This is a genomic window from Noviherbaspirillum cavernae (genome assembly GCF_003590875.1).
Lineage (GTDB): Bacteria > Pseudomonadota > Gammaproteobacteria > Burkholderiales > Burkholderiaceae_D > Noviherbaspirillum > Noviherbaspirillum cavernae.
On sequence record NZ_QYUN01000002.1, the window covers coordinates 470,318 to 493,272 of the forward strand.

Genomic DNA, 22,955 nt, shown 5'->3' on the forward strand with positions numbered 1-22,955 from the left:
GCCGGCGCGCAAAAACGGCAGGAAAACCTTTATAATTCAGGGTTTTGGATGATTTTTGCGGAGATTTTTTCATGCCGATTTACGCTTATCGTTGCGACGCCTGTGGCTTCGCCAAGGATGCACTGCAAAAAGTGTCCGATGCGCCTTTGACCGTCTGCCCATCCTGCAATCAACCCGCATTCAAGAAGCAAGTGACTGCCGCCGGTTTTCAGCTGAAAGGCAGCGGCTGGTATGTGACGGATTTTCGTGGCGGTTCGGGCGGCACTTCCGCTCCCGCCACATCGAACGCCAACTCTGCTTCGAGCGCCAGCGCGCCCGCCGCAGCGAGCTCATCGGACGCAGCCACCGGCACCTCAAGCTAAACTTTGCCTTCCCGGAATCTGCCGCGCAGATTCACACTCAAAGAAACCGATGCGTAAATACTTCATTACCGGCCTGCTGATTCTTGTTCCGCTCGCCATCACGCTGTGGGTGCTGAATCTGGTCATCGGCACCATGGACCAGTCGCTCCTTCTGCTGCCGGAACGCTGGCAGCCAAGAAACGTGTTCGGCTTCCACATTCCGGGGCTGGGCACGATACTGACGCTGCTCGTCATCTTCCTGACCGGTCTGCTGACACGCAATTTCATCGGCAACAAGCTGGTGCGTGCATGGGAAGGCCTGCTCAAACGCATTCCCATCGTCAATTCGATCTACTCCAGCGTCAAGCAGGTATCGGATACGCTGTTTTCCTCTTCCGGCAATGCCTTCCGCAAGGCGATGCTGGTGCAGTATCCGCGTCAGGGCTCATGGACGATTGCATTCCTGACGGGCGTGCCGGGTGGCGACGTGCGCAATCATCTGGTTGGCGATTACATCAGCGTCTATGTGCCGACCACGCCGAATCCGACTTCCGGCTTCTTCCTGATGATGCCGAGGGCCGATACGATCGAACTCGACATGACCGTTGATGAAGCGCTGAAATACATCGTATCGATGGGCGTCGTTTCACCCGAGCATCTCGTACCGGTGGCGAAGCCTCTGAGCGCCGTTTCCACCCAGACCGGCACCTGACGGTTTTCCATAAAGAACACGACTCACGCGCAAACATCGATTCGCCGGAGTCATCACTGAAGAATTTGAAACTGGAACCTGACTATGTCTATGCGAACTCACTACTGCGGCCTCACCACTGAGGCGCTCCTCGGCCAAACCGTCAGCCTGTGCGGCTGGGTGCATCGCCGCCGCGATCACGGTGGGGTGATCTTCATCGACCTGCGCGATCGCGAAGGCCTGGTGCAGGTTGTGTGCGACCCCGATCGCGCCGATGTGTTCAAGACTGCGGAAGCCGTGCGCAACGAATTCTGCCTGCGCATCACCGGCGTGGTGCGCGACCGTCCGGAAGGCACGACCAACGCCAACCTGCAGTCCGGCAAGATCGAAGTGCTGTGCCACCAGATTGAAGTGCTCAACCCATCGGTCACGCCGCCGTTCCAGCTCGACGACGACAACCTGTCGGAGACGACGCGCCTGACGCACCGCGTGCTCGACCTGCGCCGCCCGCAGATGCAGCAGAACCTGCGCCTGCGCTACAAGGTGACGATGGAAGTGCGCAAGTTCCTCGATGCCAACGGCTTCATCGACATCGAAACACCGATGCTGACCAAGTCCACGCCGGAAGGCGCGCGCGACTATCTGGTGCCGTCACGCGTGAACGCCGGCCACTTCTTCGCGTTGCCGCAGTCGCCGCAGTTGTTCAAGCAGCTGCTGATGGTCGCCAACTTCGACCGCTACTACCAGATCACCAAGTGCTTCCGCGACGAGGACCTGCGCGCAGACCGTCAGCCCGAGTTCACGCAGATCGACTGCGAAACCTCGTTCATGGGTGAGCAGGAAATCCGCGATCTGTTCGAGGGCATGATCCGTCTCGTGTTCAAGAACACGCTCGACATCGAGCTGCCGAACCCGTTCCCGGTCATGGATTACGCGACCGCGATGGGCCTGTACGGTTCGGACAAGCCGGACATGCGCGTGAAGATGGAATTCACCGATCTGACCGCGGTGATGAAGGATGTCGAGTTCAAGGTATTCTCCGGTGCCGCCAACATGGAAGGCGGGCGCGTGGTCGGCCTGCGCGTGCCGGGTGGTGCGAAGGAAGGCACCGGCATGCCGCGTTCCGAGATCGACGCCTACACGCAATTCGTCGCGATCTACGGCGCGAAGGGTCTCGCCTACATCAAGGTCAACGAGAAAGCGAAGGGTCGCGACGGCCTGCAATCGCCGATCGTCAAGAACATCCACGACGCCGCGCTCGCGCAGATCATCGAGCAGACCGGCGCGCAGGACGGCGACCTGATTTTCTTCGGCGCGGACAAGGCGAAGGTCGTCAACGACGCGATCGGCGCGCTGCGCGTGAAGATCGGCCACAGCGATTTCGGCCGCAAGAACGGCCTGTTCGAGGAGACGTGGAAGCCGCTGTGGGTGATCGACTTCCCGATGTTCGAATTCGATGAAGACAACCAGCGTTACGTCGCCGCGCACCACCCGTTCACCTCACCCAAGGACGGCCACGAAGACTTCCTCGAAACCGATCCGGGCAAGGCCATCGCGAAGGCCTACGACATGGTGCTGAACGGCTGGGAACTGGGTGGCGGCTCGGTGCGTATCCACCGCGCCGACGTGCAGAGCAAGGTGTTCCGCGCGCTCAAGATCGATGCCGAGGAAGCGCAGCTCAAGTTCGGCTTCCTGCTCGACGCGTTGCAGTACGGCGCGCCGCCGCACGGCGGCCTCGCCTTCGGCCTCGACCGCATCGTCACGATGATGACCGGCGCCGAATCGATCCGCGACGTGATCGCATTCCCGAAGACGCAGCGCGCGCAGTGCCTGCTGACGCAAGCACCGTCGGAAGTCGACGAGAAGCAGTTGCGCGAGTTGCATATCCGCTTGCGGAATGTGGAGCCGGCGGTGAAGGCGTAAGTATTCGGCGGTTGCAGCACACAAGAAAAAGGCGCGGATGTCCGCGCCTTTTTTCATTTCATGCACATCACATTGGATTCTGACTGGAATAGCATGCGCCCATGCTACATTTTCAATATGGCAATATGTTGCCGAAATGCTTCCTGGCGTGGCTTACCAATAAAGGATCTTCAATGAAAAAAATCCCTGCATTTTTCAGAATTGACACGTGTCTTGTGGTGACCAGCCTGTCGGCCGGTCTGCTGTTGGCAGGCTGCGGCGGATCGACCAGTGTGCAGGATGCGCCCACACCTGCCTTGACCATGGCGAGCAGCACGGTTGCCAACGGGGCAGTCGCCGTGGCGCGCAACGTCAAGCCGCAGCTGACCTTTTCCGCAGGGCTCGACGGTGCGACCGCCACCACGGCCAATGTCACTCTGATGGGTGCCGGCCGCAGCGTGCCCCTGTCGTTGACCGTGGCCGGCACCCGGCTCACGGTGAATCCGGCGCAGCAATTGCGTCCGCTGACAGCCTATACCTTGAGTGTGGGCGGGAGCCTGCTTGGTGCGTCCGGCGAGAAGCTTGCCGGTGCTCAATCACTCAGCTTCACCACCGGCGACGGCAACTGGCAAACAGCGCAATTGATCGAGACCAACAATGCGGGCCCTGCGATCATTCCCCAGATCGCCATCGATGCCAATGGCAATGCGCTGGCGGTGTGGAGCCAGCACGACGGCGTGCAAATCAGCATCTGGTCCAACCGCTATACGGCAGGATCGGGCTGGGGGACTGCGCAATTGATTGAGACCGATGCTGGCCTCGCAAGCGAACCTGCCATCGCTTTCGACGCCAAGGGCAATGCGCTGGCGGTATGGCGGCAGCACGATGGAGCGCAAAACAGCATCTGGTCCAACCGTTATACGGCGGGATCGGGCTGGGACACTGCGCAATTGATCGAGACCAATAACGCAGGACTCGCGACATCTCCGCAAATTGCGGTCGACGCCAATGGCAATGCGCTGGCGGTATGGATCCAGCGCGACGCTACGCGATACGATGTCTGGTCCAATCGTTATACGACGGGTTCGGGCTGGGGCACTGCGCAATTGATCGAGTCCGACAATGCGGGCTCCGCGGACTTTCCGCAAATTGCCGTTGATGCCAATGGCAACGCGATGGCGGTGTGGCGCCAGTCCGACGGCGTGCGAACCAACATCTGGTCCAATCGCTATACGGCAGGCACCGGCTGGGGCACGGCGCAACTGATCGAAACCGACGATACAGGTGATACGCTCCTTCCCAAGATCGCCATCGATGCCAACGGCAATGCATTGGCGATATGGTCGCAATTCGACGGCACGCGGAACAACATCTGGTCCAATCGTTATACGGCAGGCACAGGTTGGGGCACGGCGCAACTGATCGAAACCAACGACATCGCCGGCGCCGACGCTCCTCAAATTGTCTTCGATGCCAAGGGCAATGCGTTGGCAGTATGGGTTCAGTCCGATGGTGTGCGAAACAACATCTGGTCCAATCGTTATACGGCAGGATCGGGTTGGGGCGCGGCGCAGTTGATCGAAACCGACAACGCCGGCAGCGTATCCCTTCCCCGGATTGCCATCGATGCCGACGGCAATGCACTCGCGGTATGGCCACAGTCCGACGGTGTGCGAAACAATATCTGGTCCAACCGCTATACGGTGGGGGCGGGATGGAGCACGGCGCAGTTGATCGAGACTGACAACGCCGGCGATGCGGCTTTTCCCGCGATCGCCATCGATGCCAGCGGCAGTGCGTTGGTGGTGTGGCAGCACTCCGACGGCGCGCGAAACAACATCTGGTCCAGCCGTTTTGAATGAGTGTCCAGCGGCGCAAGGGGCGCAATGGCTGTGCCCATGCGCGTCGGCGGCACTCCGTATTCGGTCCGGGTCAGGCAGTCAAAAGGCGCGATATCCCGCGCCTTTTTTCATCTCGCGCACATGAAGTCGGATTCCGATTCACATGTGATTACAATGAGCGGGAAGCAACCGCATCTTCCTTGACATGACCCTGATGAACTACAAGATCCCCGAATCGGTCCTCGTCGTGATCCATACCGCCGATCTCGAGGTGTTGCTGATCGAGCGCGCGGACAAGCCGGGCTATTGGCAGTCGGTGACCGGTTCGAAAGACAGTGTGGATGAACTCCTGATCGAGACGGCGAGGCGGGAGGTGTTCGAGGAAACGGGAATCAGGGTTGGCACATTGTCATTGAATAAAGAAGCGGATTGTGGCGACGTACCTGCGGACAATCTGCGCGATTGGCATGTTTCCAATATCTATGAAATCTATCCGGTGTGGCGGCATCGCTACGCGCCTGGCGTGACAAGAAATACGGAGCATGTTTTCGGCTTGCGGGTGCCGAGCGATATTTCAATCAAGCTTGCTCCGCGCGAACATCTCAACCATATGTGGCTGCCTTATCAAGAGGCTGCCGACAAGTGCTTTTCGCCATCCAATGCGGAAGCGATTTTGCAGCTGCCGAAGTTCATCGATGCATCTTGAATTATCTTGCGTACGAACAAATCTGCGTATCAGGTGTCCATACAAACATAGATAACGAATTACATTGTTCGAATGAAACTTCGCATTGCCACTTATAACATTCACAAGGGTGTTTCTTCTTTCCGCAGTCAGCCGCGTGTTCACGCGCTGAAGCAGGCGCTTTCCACCATGGAAGCGGACATCACGTTTTTGCAGGAAGTGCAGGGGCGGCATGACCGCTTTGCAATGCGACATGCGGCGAGGTGGCCGGAGCAGGCGCAGCATCAATTTTTCGCCGGCGAGAAGCTCCATTCCGCCTACGGCATGAATGCGATCTACGATCATGGCCATCACGGCAATGCATTGCTGAGTTGCTATCCGATTGCATCGTCGCGCAACCAGGATGTATCCGATCACGCCTATGAATCGCGTGGCATCCTGCATTGCGTGGTGGACACGCCGCATGGCCCGGTGCATTGCTTTGTGGTCCATCTGGGCTTGTTCGCCGGCAGCAGAAAGCGGCAGACCGACGCGCTGATCGAGGCAGTCGAGAATTCCGCGCCGCGCGGTGCGCCGATCATCATCGCCGGCGACTTCAACGACTGGACAAACAAATTGAGCGAAACGCTGAGGATGCAGTTGAGCGTGACCGAGGTGTTTGATCACAACCTGCCGTCGCGCGGCTTCGGCGCTTATCTGCACCGGCTCGCCGGGCGAGGCACGAAGGTGCAGCCCGCGCGGACCTTTCCGGCCGCGTTGCCGTGGCTGCGGCTGGACCGGATCTATGTGCGCGGCTTCAAGGTCGAGACGGCGCAGGTGCTGCATGGCGGATTGTGGGCCAGGCTGTCCGATCATGCGCCGATCGTGGCCACACTGGAACTGGCAGCGTAGCCGAGCCTTTTGCGGCCGCGTGAAGCTCCTGCGCCGGAGTGTCGCAGGGGCGACGATGTCGGATGATTCTCCGAATTGCATTGAGAGGAAACTTGTTGCCCCATGCGTCCGGTCGACTTTACCGCTCACAACCAGATCACGCTGCTCTTTCGCGGCGCCGAGTTCTTTCCGGCGCTGATCGCCGCCATTGACGCGGCGGAATTCGACATCTATCTGGAGACCTATATCTTCGCGCTGGACCCGGTCGGGAACGCGGTCAAGGATGCGCTGCTGCGGGCCGCCGCGCGCGGGGTCGCGGTGCATGTCATCAGCGACTGGCTGGGCACCGGTCATGCTCAATCCGTCATTCTGCAACGCGAGTTCCGCGCGGGGGGCGTGCAGCATCGCATCTTCAATGCCTGGTTCCGACGCGGTGTCGCGCGCACGCACCGCAAGCTCTGCGTGATGGACCGCAAGCTTGCCTTCCTCGGCGGACTCAACATCAATGACGACATGATTTCCGACGATGGCTTTGACGATCCGCTGCCGGCACCGCGCTGGGATTTTGCCGTGCGCATTGCGGGGCCGCTGGTGTTCACCATCCATGAGGAAGCGCGCGCGCAATGGCGGCTGCTCGAAGGCTTGCATCTGCGATATCGATGGGAGACGTTTCGCGAGCGGCGTTCGACGGCGCGTCATGTACTCGACGGCACCGCATTCGCCGGCCTCGTCGTGCGCGACAACCTGCGCAACCGCCGCACCATCCAGAAGGCCCTGCTCAAGGCGCTGGGCGGCGCGCGCAAGAGCGTGCTGCTGGCGAATCCGTACTTCGCGCCGGGGCGCAAGGTGCGCGACGGCCTGGCGTCGGCAGCGGCGCGCGGCGTCGACGTGACGCTCCTGATCGGCGTCGGCCAGTTCCGCATCCAGGATGCGGTCGCGCATTCCTTCTATCCGAAGCTGTTGAAGAGTGGTGTGAAGGTGCTGGAGTACAGGAGAACGCAGTTGCACGGCAAGGTCGCGGTGGTCGATGACGACTGGGCCACGGTCGGGTCGAGCAACTGGGATGGACTGAGCCTGTTCGTGAATCAGGAAGCCAATGTCGTGGTCAAGGACAGGAAGTTCGCCGAGGCGCTGCGGGCGCAGATCGAGAATGCGGTGGCCGACAGCGTGATCATCCGGCCGGAGGATTTCGCGAGCATGCCGTGGTACGAGCGCGCGTGGCATCGCGCGGCCTACCTGTTCTACAAGAACGTCTTGCGGATCATCACGCTGGGTCGGTACACCGAGTGAATCGCGGCCGCAGCGCGATGTCGCTTCGGAATGTGCGCGAGGACATCACGATGGCCTGATGTCCGGATCGGCGTGTCAATCGGTGCAGGGTGCGCCGCGCGCACCCTGCCGTCATCGACAATTCGCTCTAGTGCGCCCCGATATACACGTACATGAAAATGAACACCGCCGCGATGATCCACACGATCGCCGGCACTTCCTTCGCGCGGCCGGTCAGCAGCTTCAAGCCGGCATAGGCGATGAAGCCGAATGCGATGCCGTTCGCGATCGAATAGGTGAAGGGCATCAGGAGCGCGGTGACGACGGCGGGCACGCCTTCGGTGGTGTCGTCCCAGTCGACGTCGGCCAGCTCGCGCAGCATCAGGCATGACACGTAGAACAAGGCGGGCGCGGTGGCGTATGCCGGCACGGCGCCGGCCAGCGGCGCGATGAACAGCGCGGCGAGAAACAGCATGGCGACGGCCACTGCGGTCAGACCGGTGCGCCCGCCCGCCTGCACGCCGGCGGCGCTTTCGATGAAGGCGGTGGTGCTTGAGGTACCGAGCACGGAGCCGGCGACGATCGCGCTGCTGTCAGCCAGCAGGGCCTTGTTCAGACGATCCATTTTCCCTTCCTTCAGCAGTCCGGCGCGGTTGGCCACGCCCATCAGCGTGCCGGTCGCATCAAACAGTTCGACCAGGAAGAACACCAGCACCACATTGAGAATCCCGACCGACAGGGCGGTCGAGATATCAAGCTTGAACAGGGTCGGCGCGATCGACGGCGGCAGGGATACGATGCCGCCGAACTTGTTGCCGGCAAAGACGAAGCTCAGCGCGGTGACGACGACGATGCCGATCAGGATCGCACCTTTTACCTTCAGCCGGTCCAGCGCGACGATCACGAAGAAGCCGACGATGGCGAGTATCGCCTCCACCTTGTGCAGGTCGCCCAGCGCGACCAGCGTGGCCGGATGGGCCGTGACGATGCCGGCATTCTTCAGCGCGATGATGCCGAGGAAGAGGCCGATGCCGGCCGTGATCGCCGAGCGGATCGAATGCGGGATGCCGTTGACGATCATCGCGCGGATGCGCGTCAGCGTCACGATCAGGAACAGGCAGCCGGAGATGAACACGGCACCGAGCGCGGCTTCCCAGGTGTAGCCCATGCCCTTGACCACGCCATACGCAAAGTAGGCGTTCAGGCCCATGCCGGGCGCCATCGCGATCGGGTAATTCGCGTACAGGCCCATCACCAGCGTGCCGATCGCGGCGGCCACGCAGGTCGCGACGAACACGGCGTCCTTGGGCATGCCGGCGTCGCCGAGGATGGAAGGGTTGACGAAGATGATGTAGGCCATCGTCAGGAAGGTGGTCAGGCCGGCCAGCAACTCGGTCCGCACATCCGTTCCCTGTTCTTTCAGCTTGAAGAGTCGTTCCAGCCAGCTCATTTTTTTCTCCTTGTTGGGTGCGGACAGGTGGCGAAGGTATTAAAAGCCATTTCGGAATCCCTATGTTTGCGCACGTTTTTGCATCGTTCGTGGCGAAGGGAGCTTACCGGTTTTTGTGCAAACCGGAAACATCGACAGGGAGCTTGCGGCCTGTTGAGGAAACGGTGCAGTACTAGCGCGGCATGCGGTGTTGCAAGAGTGATATCGCATCGTGCTGCGCCGCCTCGTTATCGTCGCTTTTGATACGATATGCACGCCGTGCCCGCAGCGATGATGCAATCGTCTGCGGGCCATCCCTCATACCAATTCCTCACACCAGGTGCATGCATGACAAAAGAAATCGTCCTGAGAAAAGCGAACGCCGGCGACGTGGCGGCGATGAAGGTTTTCATCTTCGAACATGGCGCCAACCAGTGGAATTTCCTTCCCGAGGCGGAAGTGTCCGCGCATCTCGCCGCCATTGCGCGCGACAAGACGCATGCGGCGATCGCCGAGATCGACAAGGAGCTGGTCGGATTCGTGACCTATCTCACGAGCCGCGATCTGGCGCGCTATCAATCGCTGGCACATGCGGGGCAGCTGCACGGCTACATCTGCGAAGCGGTGGTGCATCGCCAGCATGCGGGAAAAGGCATCGGTGCGCGATTGCTGGGTGAAGCCATTGCACAGCTCGCCGCCCACGGGTGCAAGGAAATCTACATCGAGCGGCACGAGGAAAACCTTGCATCCGGCGGCATGATGCGCAAGGCCGGTTTCATCGAGATCGATACCTTCGACGACCCGGAGCGCAGGAGTTCGGGATCGCGCCGGACCACGGTGTGCAGAATCGTCATGGAATGACAGCGCGAGAAATCACGCGCAACTGTCATTCCGCGTTGCCCCCGGACTGACAGGCATAAGGGACGGCGTCACTCTCCTGCGCCACGCATGGCGCTTGCCTCACCCGCATGTTCGGCGCGCGCTTCCTCGATAATCCAGTCGCAGAACGCCTTGACCGCAGGCCGCGCCTCCGCCTCCGGCAGACGCAGCAGGTGAAAACGGTAGGGGCCGGTGACCAGTTGCGGCAGCAGGCGCACCAGCCGACCCGTACGCAGGTCTTCGCTGATGAAGGGTTCGGGGGCGAGGGCCACGCCCTGGCCGTTCGCCGCCGCTTCGAGCGTGAGATAGGTGTGTGAAAAGCTGGGCCGCGTGCCGCCGTGATACGGGATGCCTAGCGCACGGAACCAGCGCGGCCAGGTGATCTCGTCCGGGATGCGGATTTCCACTTCGTCGTGCAGCAGCGGATGGCGCAGCAAGTCCGCCGGCTCGCGAATGTCCGGTGCGCCCGCCTGGAAGGCGGGGCTGCACACCGCCGAGAACGATTCCTCCATCAGCAGATCAGCCTTGAGTCCTGGATAGGGGCCGGTGCCCAGCCGTATCGCCACATCCACGCCATCGCGCAGGAAATCGACCGGATGCAGCGAGGCCAGCACGCGCATGTCGATGTCGGGATGCTGGCGCTGCAGGCGCCCGAGACGCGGCATCAGCCAGCGCGCCACCAGCGACGGCACCGAGGTCACCGTCACCACGCGTTCGTCGCTGTGGCGCTTGATCGATTCGGAAACATCGGCCAGTCCGTCCAGCAGCGGTTGCAGCGCCTGCGCATATTGCCGGCCTGCCGCCGTGAGCGCCACGCCGCGCGGCAGGCGATGGAACAGGGCGACACCCAGCCACGCCTCCAGTTGCTTGACCTGATGCGCGACGGCACCGGCCGACACGTGCAATTCCTCCCCGGCATTCTGGAAGCCGCCGAGACGCGCGGCCGCTTCGAAGGCGCGAACGGCGGGCAGCGGCGGCAAGCGGTCTGGCATGGCGGTGAGCCTCAATAGGATTGGGTCTATCCAGCAAGAATATTGATTTGTCCGGCTGCCTGCAAGGACATAGACTGAGTTTGCATCAATGCATCGTGCTTTACCCCCAATTCAATTCGCTCTTTCCGGATATCCGCCATGCCCCGCCACTACGCCATCGGTCTCGTCCTGCTGTCTGCCCTCGGCTTCGGCAGCATGGCCTTGTTCGCCAAGTACGCCTACGCCGGCGGCGTCAGCCCGACCATGCTGCTGGCGTTGCGCTTTTTGCTGGCGGTCGCCATCCTTGCGCCGGTGGTCTGGGCCATGCGCTTGCGGCTGCCGCGCGGACGTGCGCTGGCCGGATTCGCCTTGATGGGAATGCTGTACACCGCGCAATCGCAAAGCTATTTCACCGCGTTGATGCATGCGAGCAGCGGACTGGTCGGCTTGCTGTTGTATGTCTATCCGGTGCTGGTCACGCTGCTGGCGGTCACTTTCGGCTGGGAGAAGCTGGATCGCCGCACCCTGGTGCTGATGGCGCTCGCGATTGCCGGTATCGCGATCACGCTCGGCGGCAATCTCGACGGCAAACCTCTCGGTATCGCGCTCGGTCTTGCGGCGGCGGCGATCTATGCGATTTATATCCTGATCGGCGGCAGACTGACGCAAGACACCGATCCGCTCGCAGCTACTCTGGTCGTCATGGCAACCGCGGCGCTTGGCAACGGCACGCTCGCATTCGCCGGCGGCCATGCTCTGCCTCCAAACGCGTCGGTGTGGCTCGCCATCGCGGCGATTGCATTGGCAACGGTGATCGCCATCGCGACCTTCCTGATCGGGATCAAGCATATCGGTGGTGCGCAGGCGTCGATCATTTCCACGCTGGAGCCGGTCGTCACGATCTGTCTCGGCGTCGCGTTGCTGGGCGAATCCGTCGGCATGGGGCAGATGGCCGGCGGTGTCATGGTGCTGGCTGCCGTGATACTGCTCGCGCAAAAGCCGCAGCGGCAATCGGTATCCGATGCGACCGAGACGACCGAGACGGCAGGGGCGTCCGCCAAATAACGCAGCGCGTATTGCAAGGGAAAGTCGAGAATGACCGTGGTGATTCGTGCAGAGGAAGAAAAGGACAGGAGTGCGGTGCATGCCGTGAATGCGGCCGCGTTCGACACTGCGGCAGAAGCCGACCTGGTCGATGCGCTGCGCGTGCAGGCACAACCCGCGATATCGCTCGTTGCCGAAGACGGCGGCGAGATCGTTGGCCACATTTTGTTTTCGCCGGTATCGCTGTCGGGACGAACCGATCTGCGCATCATGGGGCTGGCCCCCATGGCCGTCGCGCCTGCGCATCAGCGCACGGGAGTCGGGTCGGCGCTGGTACGCACGGGGCTCGAACGATGCAGGGAGCAAGGCTTCGGCGCAGTCGTCGTGCTCGGCCATCCCGGGTTTTATCCCCGTTTCGGATTCCATCCTTCCACGCGTTTCGGCATCGATAGCGAATACGATGTGCCGGAAGACGCATTCATGGTCGTCGAGCTGCGCCCCGATTATCTGCGTGGCGCTTCCGGCACGATCAGCTATCACGCAGCATTCGGCAGCGTGTAACGCGGCTCAAGTCACTGCACGCGCATCCGCATGCAGTGAACTTTTCAGCGCCATCCTTCTCGAAAAAGCGCCGATCCGATTTGCTGATGGACATGCATGCGCCCGTCGATCATCGCCCATTGCAAAAACGATCAGCTTCGCGTGCAAATTCGATCATGCATTCATGTCACATGCATCACATCCAACGCATGGGCGCGGCATGTTTTCAGAATTATTTAAATGCACTATTAATTTTACTTAAGAGATGGCGATTTCTTCGCTTTTGCGGGGTGAATCGTTAGTATCTGCTCATAATCATTCGAGACAAGAAGCATCGTGAAGGATGTTGCAACTTTAGATATTCGGGCACTCAGAATCTTTGAGGTGGTCGCAGCAAGCGGAAGTCTTTCAACCGCCGCAGCGCAGCTCCAGATCACGCAATCCGCAGTTTCCCAGGCCGTCACGCAGATCGAACAGATCCTCGGCACGAAGGTGCTGGATCGGTCGCGCCGTCCCTTCAAGCTGACGGCGGCGGGAGTCGCCCTCAGCCGCCGCGCGCGCCAGATCGTCGACGACATGGATCGTCTCATCGCGCAGGTGCATGAGGCCGACATGGCGAACCGTCCGAAGATCCGCGTCGGCATGATCGACTCCTTCGCCGCGATGGTGGGGCCGGCCATCATGAAGAAGGTCTCCGTCAATGCCAGCCAGGTATTGCTGTGGTCCGGGCTTGCGCACAGTCATGCGCAATCCCTGCTCAACCGGCACGTGGATCTGATCGTGACCTCCGACCTGCTGGAAGACATGGATGGCCTGGTGCGCCGGCCCTTGTTCACCGAGCCTTTCCTGGTCGTGCTGCCGAAATGCCGGCAGGAGCAGTTCGAGGACGCCGATCTGGGCAAACTGGTGCAGGAAATGCAACTGGTCCGCTTCAGCGCCCGCTCGCATTTCGGCGCGATGATCGAGCGTTACCTGCGCCGGCGCGGCATGTCGGCGCCGCACTATCTTGAAATCGATACCTCCGATGTCGTCATGGCAATGATTGCCGCAGACCTCGGCTGGACGATCACGACCCCACTGTGCCTGTTGCAGGGACGGGTCTACATGAAAGACGTGGTGGCCATTCCGCTCCCGGGCGCCGCGTTGACCAGAACCATCTACCAGATTTCGCGCGAAGACGAATACGAAGAGATGGCGGAGCATTTTTATCAAACCAGCCGCAGGGTGCTGGAGCAGGACGTCTTCCCGGAAATGAAGGCGCATGTTCCATGGCTCGGCGCCAAGGTTTACCTCAATTAATACAAACGAGATGGAGATCACATGTTCAATACCCGTCGCACATTCCTGAAAGGCGCAGTATCGCTGGCAGGCGCAGCCGCATTGCCGGGCATCGTCAAGGCCGCCGATGCGCAGGTCATCAACTACGGCGGCTCCGCATGGCTGGGCCACTATCCCGCCTACATCGGCATCAAGTCGGGCCTGTTCGCGGCGAAGGGCCTCGACGTCAAATGGCAGTCGTTCGGCACCTCGTCGGCGCGCATGAGCGCGATGCTTTCCGGCGGCATCGACGTCGCCTGCACCGGCATCGTCTCCGCGCTGGCATTGATGGCGCGCGGCTCGAAGCATTTCTCCATCGTCGGCGTGCCGGAAGACTTTGGTCGCGTGGAAGGATTGTTCGTCCGCTCCGGCATCACGTCGATACAGGGACTGAAGGGCAAGAAGATCGGCGTCACCTTCGCTTCCAGCAGCCACATGCTGGTGCTGGACCTGCTGGCCTCGGCGGGACTCTCGCCGGACCGGGATGTGTCGCTGCTCAACGTGCCTGCGCCCGAATTGCCGGCCGCCTTCCAATCCAACCAGATCGATGCCGCCGCGGCATGGACGCCGCAGTTCAACAGGATTCGCAGCATGCCGGATATCAAGCTGCTGGCCGACGATACCGGCTTCAGCCTGTACAAGCAGTACGGCGTCACGCCCGGACCCGACGTGCTGGTCATGCGCCGCGACTTCGCCGGCAAGAATGCGGATGCCGCGCGCAAGTTCCTGCAAGCGTATTTCGAAGCCTGCACCATGTTGCGCGACAAGCCGGACCAGGCGGCCAAGTATCTGACCGAGCTGACGAATCTGACGTTGCAGGATCAGATCGCCACGATCAAGGACGCCACGTGGTACGACGCGGCGCAGCAGAAGGCGCTGCTGACCACGCCGGGGAAGTACGTGGACGGCTTGCAAAAGCTTGCCGAGATGCTGGTCACCCACAAGCAGATCGACAAGGCGCCTGCCGTGCGCGACTGGACGAATGTGAATTACCTGTGATGCATGACGCATGGAGCATGGACGCGCCGGGCGGATTTTTCGCCGCCCGGCGGTGATGCCGGCAACCGAAGGGGAGATGGTTTTGAACAAGCAACAAGGGCGGCATCCGGGATTCCTGGTCATCAGCTGCATATCCGTATTGGTATTTTTATTGATCTGGGAAGCGGCCTGCCGCTTCGAACTGGTCGATCAGATTTTCCTGCCGTCGCCGAGCGCGGTTCTGGAACGCTGCGCCAGCATGTTCCGCGAAGGAACATTGATGGGCCATGTGCTGGCATCGACGCGGCGCGTGATGATCGGCTTCCTCGTCGCGACGCTGCTCGCGATTCCTCTGGGCATCGTGCTCGGCACTTCGCGTGTCGCACGCGCCGTGTTCGATCCGATCCTGTCGTTTCTGCGTCCGCTGCCGTCGATGAGCTGGATTCCACTTTCACTGCTGTGGTTCGGCATCAGCGAAACGCAGAAGTACAGCATCGTCTTCATGGGCACCTTCGCACCGGCGCTGTTGTATGTGATTGATGCCACGCGCAACATCGACCCGCTCCTGATCCGCGCCGCGCGCAATCTCGGTGCCAACCGCTGGCAGGTCATGCGTGAAGTGATCCTGCCGGGCAGCCTGCCGCAGATCATCAGTGGCTTCAAGGTCATCCTCGGCTTGTCATGGACCTGCGTGATTTCCGCCGAACTGGTGGCGGCGAAGGAGGGCCTCGGCTTCCTGATCATGAACGGCAAGGAATTCTTCCAGACCGACGCGGTGGTGCTGGGCATGGTGATGATCAGCGTCACTGTCCTGATCACGGACATCGTGTTGCGCAAGATTGAAAACAAGGTACTCGCATGGCAGCGATGAAGGAAGCAGCGATGAAAGAAACAATGATTTCCATTGAAGGCGTCTCCAAATCCTTCGGCGACTTCAAGGCGCTTGATCGCGTCGACATGAAGGTGGCGAAGGGTGAATTCCTGGTTCTGCTTGGAGCCTCCGGCTGCGGCAAGTCGACGCTGCTGAACCTGATCACCGGCTTCGAAAAACCGTCGACCGGACGCATCGTGGTCAACGGCCGCGAGGTCAAGGATATCGACCCGCACTGCGGCATGGTGTTCCAGCAGTACGCGCTGTTCCCGTGGCTGACGGTGGCGGAAAACGTCGCCTTCGGCTTGAAGATGAAGGGCATCGGCGCCGCCGAGCGGCGCGCGACGGCGCAGCGTTACATCGAGATGGTCGGTCTGAAGGATTTCGCCAATGCCTATCCGAAGGCGCTGTCGGGCGGCATGCGCCAGCGCGTGTCGATCGCCCGCGTGCTGGCGAACGATCCTGATGTCATCCTGCTGGACGAACCGTTCGCCGCGCTCGACGCCATGACGCGGCAGGTGTTGCAGGAAGAACTGGTGCAGATCTACGAGAAGAGCGGCAAGACGATCGTCTTCATCACGCACTCCATCGACGAAGCGCTGATGCTCTCGACGCGCATGGTCATCATGAGCGCGCGCCCAGGCCGCGTCGCATGCGACATCGTGAACGACCTGCCGCATCCGCGCAACGCGGACGTGCAACTCTCGGCGCGCTTCAACGAGCTGAAGACGCAGATCTGGAGCACGGTGCAGGCCGAGGTCATGCGCAGCATGGAAAGCCGCGCGCCTCATTGATTCCCTCAACAAGAAAACAAACGCGTCATGAATAACTCAGGCTCGCCGGCTGGCGATAGCTATCCTCGCAGTTTTCCCGTCTACCATAGCGGCTCCGGTTGGAATGCCATGCTGCCGGCGCGGCAGCCGCGCACCGCGCTGCCCTCTGATACGACGTTCGACACCATCGTGATCGGCGCTGGCTACACCGGCCTGGCCGCCGCAAGGCGCCTCGCCGAACTGGAACCGGGCAAGTCGGTTCTCGTGGTCGACGCGGCACCGGTCGGCGAAAGCTCGGCCGGCCGCAATTCCGGCTTCCTGATCAACCTCCCGCACAACACCAACATGGGCGGCCATGTCAGCCCGCTCGAAGTCGCACGCAAGCAGATCCGGCTGTACGACTTCGGCCTGGAATGGCTGAAGCAGTTGATCGACTCGCACGGCATCGATTGCGGCTGGAGCCATCGTGGCAAGTATCATGCGGCAGCGACCGACGGCGGCATAGCGAATCTGAAGGCGACCTTGCAGCAATATCGCGACTGGGGCGTGGAATTCACCGAGCTCGACCAGGATGCGCTGGTGCAAAAGTTCGGCACGCGTTATTACAAGTACGGCTATCACTCGACGCACAACGTCTTCATTCAGCCGGCGGCGCTGATTCGCGGACTCGCCGACTCGCTGCCTGCGAACGTGCAGCTGCTGGAATGCGAACCCGTACTGGCCTTCGATGGCAATGGTCCGTTCCGCGTGCACACCGCGCGGAGCACCTTCCGCGCCGGCCGCATCATCCTCGCCAACAATGCATTCGCCAAGAAGCTGGGTGTGCTGCGCGACCGCCTCATCACCATCTACACCTACGCCGGCATGACGCCGCGTCTGCCGGAAGAGGAGCTTGCCAAGCTGGGGCAGGAAAACGAATGGGGCATCATCCCCGCCAACCGCCTCGGCACCACGCTGCGCCGCACGCAGGATGGACGCTTCATGGTGCGCAGCGCCTATTCGTACGAACGCGAACAGACGCTGGAGCAGACCAGGGCGCTGTTGACCGACTGCTACAAGCGGCGCTATCCGAACATGGCGTCGCACAAGTTCGAGTACCTGTGGGGCGGCACCACGGCGCTCACTCGCAACGGCGCGACCTTCTTCGGCGTGGTGCGGCCCGGCATCTATGCATCGCTCGGATGCAACGGCGCCGGCGTGCTCAAGGGCAGCGTGTACGGCAGGCTGCTGGGCGACATGGCGGCGGGCAGTCAGTCGGAGTTGCTGAGCGACGTCCTCAGCCTGGAACGTCCGACATGGCTGCCGCCGGAGCCATTCAGAAAGATCGGCGTCGTATCCGCGATTCTTTATCAGGCGCAGAAGGCGGGACTGGAACGATAGTCAGACAGACCGATTGCGCGCGCATGGAGGAATCCGTATCCTCGCGCGCAATCTCTCAACCACGAAAGGAATGAAATCATGACAGACATACAGCGCAGCCACGTAGGAAAACGGCTTTCGGAAATCGCCGAATACAACGGCGTGATCTACCTCGCCGGACAGATCGCGGACGACGTGGAACAGGACATGCGCGGCCAGACCGCGCAAGTGCTGGCATGCGTGGACCGCCTGCTGGCGGAGAAGGGCAGCGACAAGAGCCGCATCCTGCAATGCCAGATCTACATCTCCGACATGTCCCTGTTCTCGCAGATGAACGAGGTGTGGGACGCCTGGGTGGCACCCGGCAATACGCCGCCGCGCGCGACGGTGCAGGCGCAGCTCGCGTCGCCGAAGAAGCTGATTGAAGTCGTGGTAACGGCAGCATCGGCACCGCGCAAGACCGCGTAACCACCGGTTCGAATATCCGCTGCGTCTGCCCCACGGGCTTGCGCAGCGGGTCGTAGGCGTGATGCAAGCATGATGACGCTTCGCGACAAGGCCTGAAAGCCACAAAAAATCTTCCCCACTCCCTCATGTGCAATGCAGACCTGCATTGCCAATTTGATCATTGATGTGTGTGCCATGCGATGACGCGGACGTTGACGGATAATGACGGTCTCTTGCAAGACCGCACATTGTTCCCGTCACGCTCAGTCGCAAATTGAAAAACCTCGCACAACACGCCGCTCATTCCACTTCCGTAAATTCCCCCGCCCCGCGCGCTGCGCTTGCGACGAACTGGTACGCTGTGCTGGCGGCGGTTCTGTGCGGCGTCGCGGTTGCGATGAATGTCGGCAAGGTCTCCATCGTGATGCCGCAGCTGCGTGCGGAGTTCGGCATGTCGATGGTGACGGCGGGTTGGGTGTCGTCCATGATCAACATGCTGGCGGTGACGACGGCATTGCTGTTCGGTCTGGCGGGCGATCGCGTCGGCGCATTGCGCATGTGCTTTTTCGGACTGGGAGTCAGTGCGGCTGGCACCCTCGGCGCGTTCTTTGCCAGCGGCGAAACCGGCCTGCTGATCTCGCGCTTTGCCGAAGGCGCTGGCATGGTCTCGGTGGCAGTGTCGGCTCCCGCCTTGCTGACCGCAGCCAGCGATCCGAAGGACCGCCGTTTCGCCCTCAGCATGTGGAGCGCATACATGCCCGGTGGTGTCGGGCTGGTCATGCTGGCCGCGCCGCTGATGATGCACCTGGATGGCTGGCGCGCCGTATGGATGCTGACGCTGGCGGTGATCGCGCTGGCCGCGCTGGCCATCTACCGGTCCCGGCATGCCTATCACGTCCCCGCGCCGGCCAACGCGGAGACCGGCATGCTGGCGACGGCGAAGGAGGCACTCGCGCAACCGGCGCCCTGGCTGCTGGCCTTTGCGATGGGATGCTGGACGGTCCAGCACTTCGCCCTGATCATCTGGTTGCCGACCTTCCTGCGCGAGCAGCGCGGTTTCGGCGCACTGGCGGTATCGCTGCTGTCCTGCTTCATGGTGCTGGTGAACGTGCCCGGCAATCTGCTCGGCGGCAAATTGCTGCAGCGGGGATATCGCCGCGGCAATCTGATTCTGGCGGCAAGCATCGTGACCGGACTGTCGGGCGCCGGAATTTTTCTTGATGTATTTCCCGACATCGTGCGCTATGCCCTGTGCCTCACGCTCTCGTTCGTTGGCGGTCTGATGCCGGCTTCCGTGCTGTCGGCATCAGCCACCCTGTCGCGCACGCCGAAGCAGATCGCGACCCTTCAGGGGTTGTTCATGCAATGCGGCAATCTGGGTTCTTTCATCGGACCGCCGATCATCGCCATGCTGGTCGCATCGAGCGGACTGTGGCGCGATGCGCTGTTCGTGACCGGTACCGCCGCGCTGCTGGGCGTCGCTGCGGGCCTGGCAATCCGGCGTTACCGGGTTTGACTGTCTCCGGCCATTCTTCGTCCGCGCAGGGCCCTTGGCGCACGGACGGCGTCTACAATATCCATTTGCAGACTGTGTGCAATCATGAGTGACTCCGTTCGTATCGACAAATGGCTTTGGGCCGCACGATTCTTCAAGACGCGCTCGCTGGCGACGGATGCCGTGGACGGCGGCAAGGTGCGATTGAATGGCGAACGCGTCAAACCCGCGCGCAGCGTCAAGGCGGGCGATACCCTGCAAATCGATAACGGCTCCACCGAATGGGAGGTCGTGGTGCAGGGCATTGCCGACAAGCGCGGCTCGGCAGCGATTGCGCAGACCCTCTACGCCGAAACCGAAAACAGCATCGCCAAGCGCCAGCAGCAGGCGGAGCGCAACCGTTACTTCCGCGAACCCGCCTCCGACATCAAGGGACGTCCCACCAAGCGCGATCGCCGCCTGATCGACAAGTCGCACTCCTGAAAAGCCCTTCCCGGAAGCCGGCAAAAGCCGCGCACTCGCTGCGGTTTTCCTCTGGTTTTCCGCATGGCACAAATAGAATCTTCTCTCTAAGTTCCTGTTTGACTTTTGCAATCTGGTGGATAATAGTACGAGCGTTCGAATATGCTGTGGGCGCTGATACTTGACGAGTTCCAGATTCATTGACAGGACGATTGCTGTGGCTACCCATTCCAACGATTCAACACCGAAATTCATGCGCAAAGGCGAGCTGACACGTGCCGCCATTCTCGATGTGGCACTCGACCTTGCGAGCCGCGATGGCCTCGAAGGACTGACGATCGGCTTGCTGGCCGACAAGATGAACATGAGCAAATCCGGCGTGTTCGCCCACTTCGGTTCGCGCGAGGATTTGCAGATCGAGGTGGTGAAGCTCTATCACCATCACTTCGAGCAAGAGGTGTTTTATCCAAGCATGAAAGAACCGCGCGGCCTGCCGCGCTTGCAGGCGATGTTCGCGCGCTGGATCAAGCGCGTGTCGGTCGAGATCGCGTCCGGCTGCATCTACATCAGCGGCGCGGTGGAGTACGATGACCGGCCGGGTGCGGTGCGCGAGGAACTGGCGACCATGGTGCGCGCGTGGAAGTCCGCGCTGCTGCGTTGCGTGAAGCAGGCGATCGAGATGGAACACTTGCGTGCCGACGCCGATCCGGACCAGGTGGTGTTCGAGATGTACGGCCTGATCCTGGCGCTGCATCACGATGCCCGCTTCCTGAAGATGCCGGGTAGCGTGAGCCGCGCGGAAGTCGGGTTTGAACGCCTGCTCGCGGCATATCAGATTGCGCAGCAGGAGCCGCAACCGAAACAGGCCGCAAAGCAAGGTGGCAAATCTGCTGCAAGAAAGACCGCCTGATCGTTTATCAAATTCGTGTTTATTCAATTCGTCTAGTTTCGGGAGAAAATCATGGGTCAATACATCGCTCCGCTGCGTGACATGCAGTTCGTGCTGCACGAACTGCTGAACGTCGAGGAAGAGCTGAAGCAATTGCCGGCGCACGCGGAAGTCGACGCCGACATCATCAACCAGGTGCTGGATGAAGGCGGCAAGTTCACCTCGCAAGTCGTGTTCCCTCTGAACCATTCGGGTGACCGCGAGGGCTGCCGTCTCGACAAGGAAACGCACGTCGTGCAGACCCCGAAGGGCTTCACGGAAGCGTATCGGCAGTACGTCGAAGCCGGCTGGCCCTCACTGTCCGCCGATCCGGAATATGGCGGCCAGGGTCTGCCGATCGTGCTGAACAATTCGTTCTACGAAATGCTGAATTCGGCCAACCAGGCATGGACCATGTACCCCGGCCTGTCGCACGGCGCGTACGAGTGCCTGCATGCGCATGGCACGGAGGAACAGAAAGCCCTGTATTTGCCGAAACTGGTGTCCGGCGAATGGACCGGCACCATGTGCCTGACCGAACCGCACTGCGGCACCGATCTGGGCATGCTGCGCTCGAAGGCGGAACCGCAGGCGGATGGCTCCTACAAGATCACCGGCGGCAAGATTTTCATCTCTGCCGGCGAGCATGAAATGTCGGGCAACATCATTCACCTCGTGCTGGCACGCCTGCCGGATGCACCGACGGGAACCAAGGGTATCTCGCTGTTCCTGGTGCCGAAATTCCTGCCGAAGGCGGACGGCACGCCGGGCGAGCGCAACACCATTTTCTGCGGCGCGATCGAAGAAAAGATGGGCATCCACGGCAACTCGACTTGCCAGATGAATCTGGACGGTGCGACTGGCTGGCTGATCGGCGAACCGAACAAGGGCTTGAACGCGATGTTCGTGATGATGAATGCGGCGCGTCTTGGCGTCGGCATGCAATCGCTCGGCCTGACTGAAGTCGCTTATCAAAACGCCGTGCTGTACGCGAAGGATCGTCTGCAGATGCGCAGCCTCTCCGGCGTGAAGGCACCGGACAAGGCCGCCGATCCGATCATCGTGCACCCGGATGTGCGTCGCATGCTGTTGACCGCAAGAGCCTATGCCGAAGGCGGCCGCGCATTCAGCTCGTACGTGGCACTGCAGATCGACAAGGAACTGAACCACCCGGATGAAGAGGTGCGCAAGGATGCGGCCGACGAAGTCGCGCTGCTGACGCCGATCATCAAGTCCTTCCTGACGGACAACGGCTGGATCTCCACATCGGAAGCGATGCAGGTATTCGGTGGCCACGGCTACATCTCCGAATGGGGCATGGAGCAATACGTGCGCGATGCCCGCATCAACATGATTTACGAAGGCACCAACACCATCCAGTCGCTCGACCTGCTGGGCCGCAAGATCCTGATGGACAACGGCGCGAAGCTGCGCAAGTTCGGCGCGAAGGTGCAGGCATTCGTCGAAGAGAACGGCACCGATGAAGCGATGTCCGAATTCATCACGCCGCTGGCCGACATCGGCGACAAGGTCACCAAGCTGACGATGGAAATCGGCATGAAGGCATTCCAGAACCAGGACGAGGTCGGCGCGGCTGCCGTGCCTTACCTGCGCGTGGCCGGTCACCTGGTGTTCGCCTACTTCTTCGCGCAAATGGCGAAGATTGCGCTGGCGAAGCAGGATGCCGGCGACAGCTTCTACAAGGCAAAGCTGGCAACCGCGCGTTTCTACTTTGCACGCCTGTTGCCGGAAACCGCGATGCTGATTCGCCAGGCGCGTTCGGGATCGGCAAGCCTGATGGCGCTGGAAGCGGATTTGTTCTAAGAAGTACGCAACTTCCTGTTGTTCCGCTCCTCCCCCTTC

Annotated in this window: 22 protein-coding genes; 20 read left to right on the forward strand and 2 right to left on the reverse strand. The window is 61.2% G+C overall.

The window, feature by feature from the left end; genetic code table 11:
• Window positions 1–71 precede the first annotated feature (71 nt).
• The 7 genes from D3870_RS02330 to D3870_RS02360 all read left to right on the forward strand — a co-directional run bounded on the left by D3870_RS02330 (window position 72) and on the right by D3870_RS02360 (window position 7,620).
• Window positions 72–362: an FmdB family zinc ribbon protein gene (locus tag D3870_RS02330; protein WP_119736338.1), complete on the forward strand. Its 291-nt coding sequence runs from the start codon at window positions 72–74 to the stop codon at window positions 360–362.
• Window positions 363–411: 49 nt separating this feature from the next.
• Window positions 412–1,053, forward strand: a complete 642-nt coding sequence (locus D3870_RS02335; RefSeq protein ID WP_119736340.1) for a DUF502 domain-containing protein — start codon at window positions 412–414, stop codon at window positions 1,051–1,053.
• Window positions 1,054–1,137: 84 nt separating this feature from the next.
• Window positions 1,138–2,955, forward strand: a complete 1,818-nt coding sequence (aspS, locus tag D3870_RS02340; protein WP_119736341.1) for an aspartate--tRNA ligase — start codon at window positions 1,138–1,140, stop codon at window positions 2,953–2,955.
• 173 nt (window positions 2,956–3,128) lie between these two features.
• Window positions 3,129–4,796, forward strand: coding sequence for an Ig-like domain-containing protein (locus D3870_RS02345; protein WP_158590361.1), 1,668 nt, complete (start codon window positions 3,129–3,131; stop codon window positions 4,794–4,796).
• Window positions 4,797–4,989: 193 nt separating this feature from the next.
• Entirely contained in the window at window positions 4,990–5,481 is a 492-nt protein-coding gene (gene nudB / locus D3870_RS02350) for a dihydroneopterin triphosphate diphosphatase (RefSeq protein WP_422879633.1), read from the forward strand.
• Between the two features lie 72 nt (window positions 5,482–5,553).
• Complete coding sequence (locus tag D3870_RS02355; RefSeq protein ID WP_119736347.1) at window positions 5,554–6,351, forward strand: endonuclease/exonuclease/phosphatase family protein; 798 nt, start codon at window positions 5,554–5,556, stop codon at window positions 6,349–6,351.
• Between the two features lie 102 nt (window positions 6,352–6,453).
• Window positions 6,454–7,620: a phospholipase D-like domain-containing protein gene (locus D3870_RS02360; protein WP_119736349.1), complete on the forward strand. Its 1,167-nt coding sequence runs from the start codon at window positions 6,454–6,456 to the stop codon at window positions 7,618–7,620.
• A gap of 127 nt (window positions 7,621–7,747) precedes the next feature.
• On the opposite strand, the gene D3870_RS02365 is transcribed toward D3870_RS02360, so the two are convergent.
• Window positions 7,748–9,049 (reverse strand): NCS2 family permease, encoded by a 1,302-nt coding sequence (locus D3870_RS02365; RefSeq protein WP_119736351.1) that lies wholly within the window; start codon window positions 9,047–9,049, stop codon window positions 7,748–7,750.
• 327 nt (window positions 9,050–9,376) lie between these two features.
• Between D3870_RS02365 and D3870_RS02370 the strand changes: the two genes are divergently transcribed.
• Complete coding sequence (locus D3870_RS02370) at window positions 9,377–9,889, forward strand: GNAT family N-acetyltransferase (RefSeq protein WP_119736353.1); 513 nt, start codon at window positions 9,377–9,379, stop codon at window positions 9,887–9,889.
• Window positions 9,890–9,957: 68 nt separating this feature from the next.
• Here the strand turns inward: D3870_RS02370 and gcvA are convergent, their stop codons facing one another.
• On the reverse strand, window positions 9,958–10,899 hold the full coding sequence (gcvA, locus tag D3870_RS02375; protein ID WP_119736354.1) for a transcriptional regulator GcvA: 942 nt from the start codon (window positions 10,897–10,899) through the stop codon (window positions 9,958–9,960).
• A 138-nt stretch (window positions 10,900–11,037) separates the two neighbouring features.
• Between gcvA and D3870_RS02380 the strand changes: the two genes are divergently transcribed.
• The 12 genes from D3870_RS02380 (at window position 11,038) to D3870_RS02435 (ending at window position 22,916) form a co-directional block, all read left to right on the forward strand.
• Complete coding sequence (locus tag D3870_RS02380) at window positions 11,038–11,943, forward strand: DMT family transporter (protein ID WP_119736356.1); 906 nt, start codon at window positions 11,038–11,040, stop codon at window positions 11,941–11,943.
• A gap of 30 nt (window positions 11,944–11,973) precedes the next feature.
• A complete protein-coding gene (locus D3870_RS02385) occupies window positions 11,974–12,483 on the forward strand; it encodes a GNAT family N-acetyltransferase (protein WP_199710488.1) in 510 nt (169 codons plus the stop codon).
• 315 nt (window positions 12,484–12,798) lie between these two features.
• Window positions 12,799–13,761 (forward strand): LysR family transcriptional regulator, encoded by a 963-nt coding sequence (locus tag D3870_RS02390; protein WP_119736358.1) that lies wholly within the window; start codon window positions 12,799–12,801, stop codon window positions 13,759–13,761.
• Between the two features lie 21 nt (window positions 13,762–13,782).
• Window positions 13,783–14,778, forward strand: a complete 996-nt coding sequence (locus D3870_RS02395) for an ABC transporter substrate-binding protein (RefSeq protein WP_119736360.1) — start codon at window positions 13,783–13,785, stop codon at window positions 14,776–14,778.
• Between the two features lie 76 nt (window positions 14,779–14,854).
• Window positions 14,855–15,628: an ABC transporter permease gene (locus D3870_RS02400; RefSeq protein WP_422879658.1), complete on the forward strand. Its 774-nt coding sequence runs from the start codon at window positions 14,855–14,857 to the stop codon at window positions 15,626–15,628.
• Between the two features lie 23 nt (window positions 15,629–15,651).
• On the forward strand, window positions 15,652–16,422 hold the full coding sequence (locus D3870_RS02405) for an ABC transporter ATP-binding protein (protein WP_119741565.1): 771 nt from the start codon (window positions 15,652–15,654) through the stop codon (window positions 16,420–16,422).
• Between the two features lie 27 nt (window positions 16,423–16,449).
• Window positions 16,450–17,781: an NAD(P)/FAD-dependent oxidoreductase gene (locus D3870_RS02410; RefSeq protein WP_119736362.1), complete on the forward strand. Its 1,332-nt coding sequence runs from the start codon at window positions 16,450–16,452 to the stop codon at window positions 17,779–17,781.
• 78 nt (window positions 17,782–17,859) lie between these two features.
• The gene (locus tag D3870_RS02415) at window positions 17,860–18,228 is read left to right on the forward strand and encodes a RidA family protein (RefSeq protein WP_119736364.1); all 369 of its coding nucleotides are present in this window, start codon (window positions 17,860–17,862) and stop codon (window positions 18,226–18,228) included.
• 253 nt (window positions 18,229–18,481) lie between these two features.
• On the forward strand, window positions 18,482–19,723 hold the full coding sequence (locus D3870_RS02420) for an MFS transporter (protein WP_147375686.1): 1,242 nt from the start codon (window positions 18,482–18,484) through the stop codon (window positions 19,721–19,723).
• A gap of 84 nt (window positions 19,724–19,807) precedes the next feature.
• Window positions 19,808–20,185, forward strand: coding sequence for an RNA-binding S4 domain-containing protein (locus tag D3870_RS02425; RefSeq protein ID WP_119736367.1), 378 nt, complete (start codon window positions 19,808–19,810; stop codon window positions 20,183–20,185).
• 232 nt (window positions 20,186–20,417) lie between these two features.
• Window positions 20,418–21,074 carry a TetR/AcrR family transcriptional regulator gene (locus D3870_RS02430; RefSeq protein WP_119736369.1) on the forward strand — a complete coding sequence of 219 codons (657 nt, stop codon included), beginning with the start codon at window positions 20,418–20,420 and terminating at the stop codon, window positions 21,072–21,074.
• A 51-nt stretch (window positions 21,075–21,125) separates the two neighbouring features.
• On the forward strand, window positions 21,126–22,916 hold the full coding sequence (locus D3870_RS02435) for an acyl-CoA dehydrogenase C-terminal domain-containing protein (RefSeq protein ID WP_119736371.1): 1,791 nt from the start codon (window positions 21,126–21,128) through the stop codon (window positions 22,914–22,916).
• Window positions 22,917–22,955 lie beyond the last annotated feature (39 nt).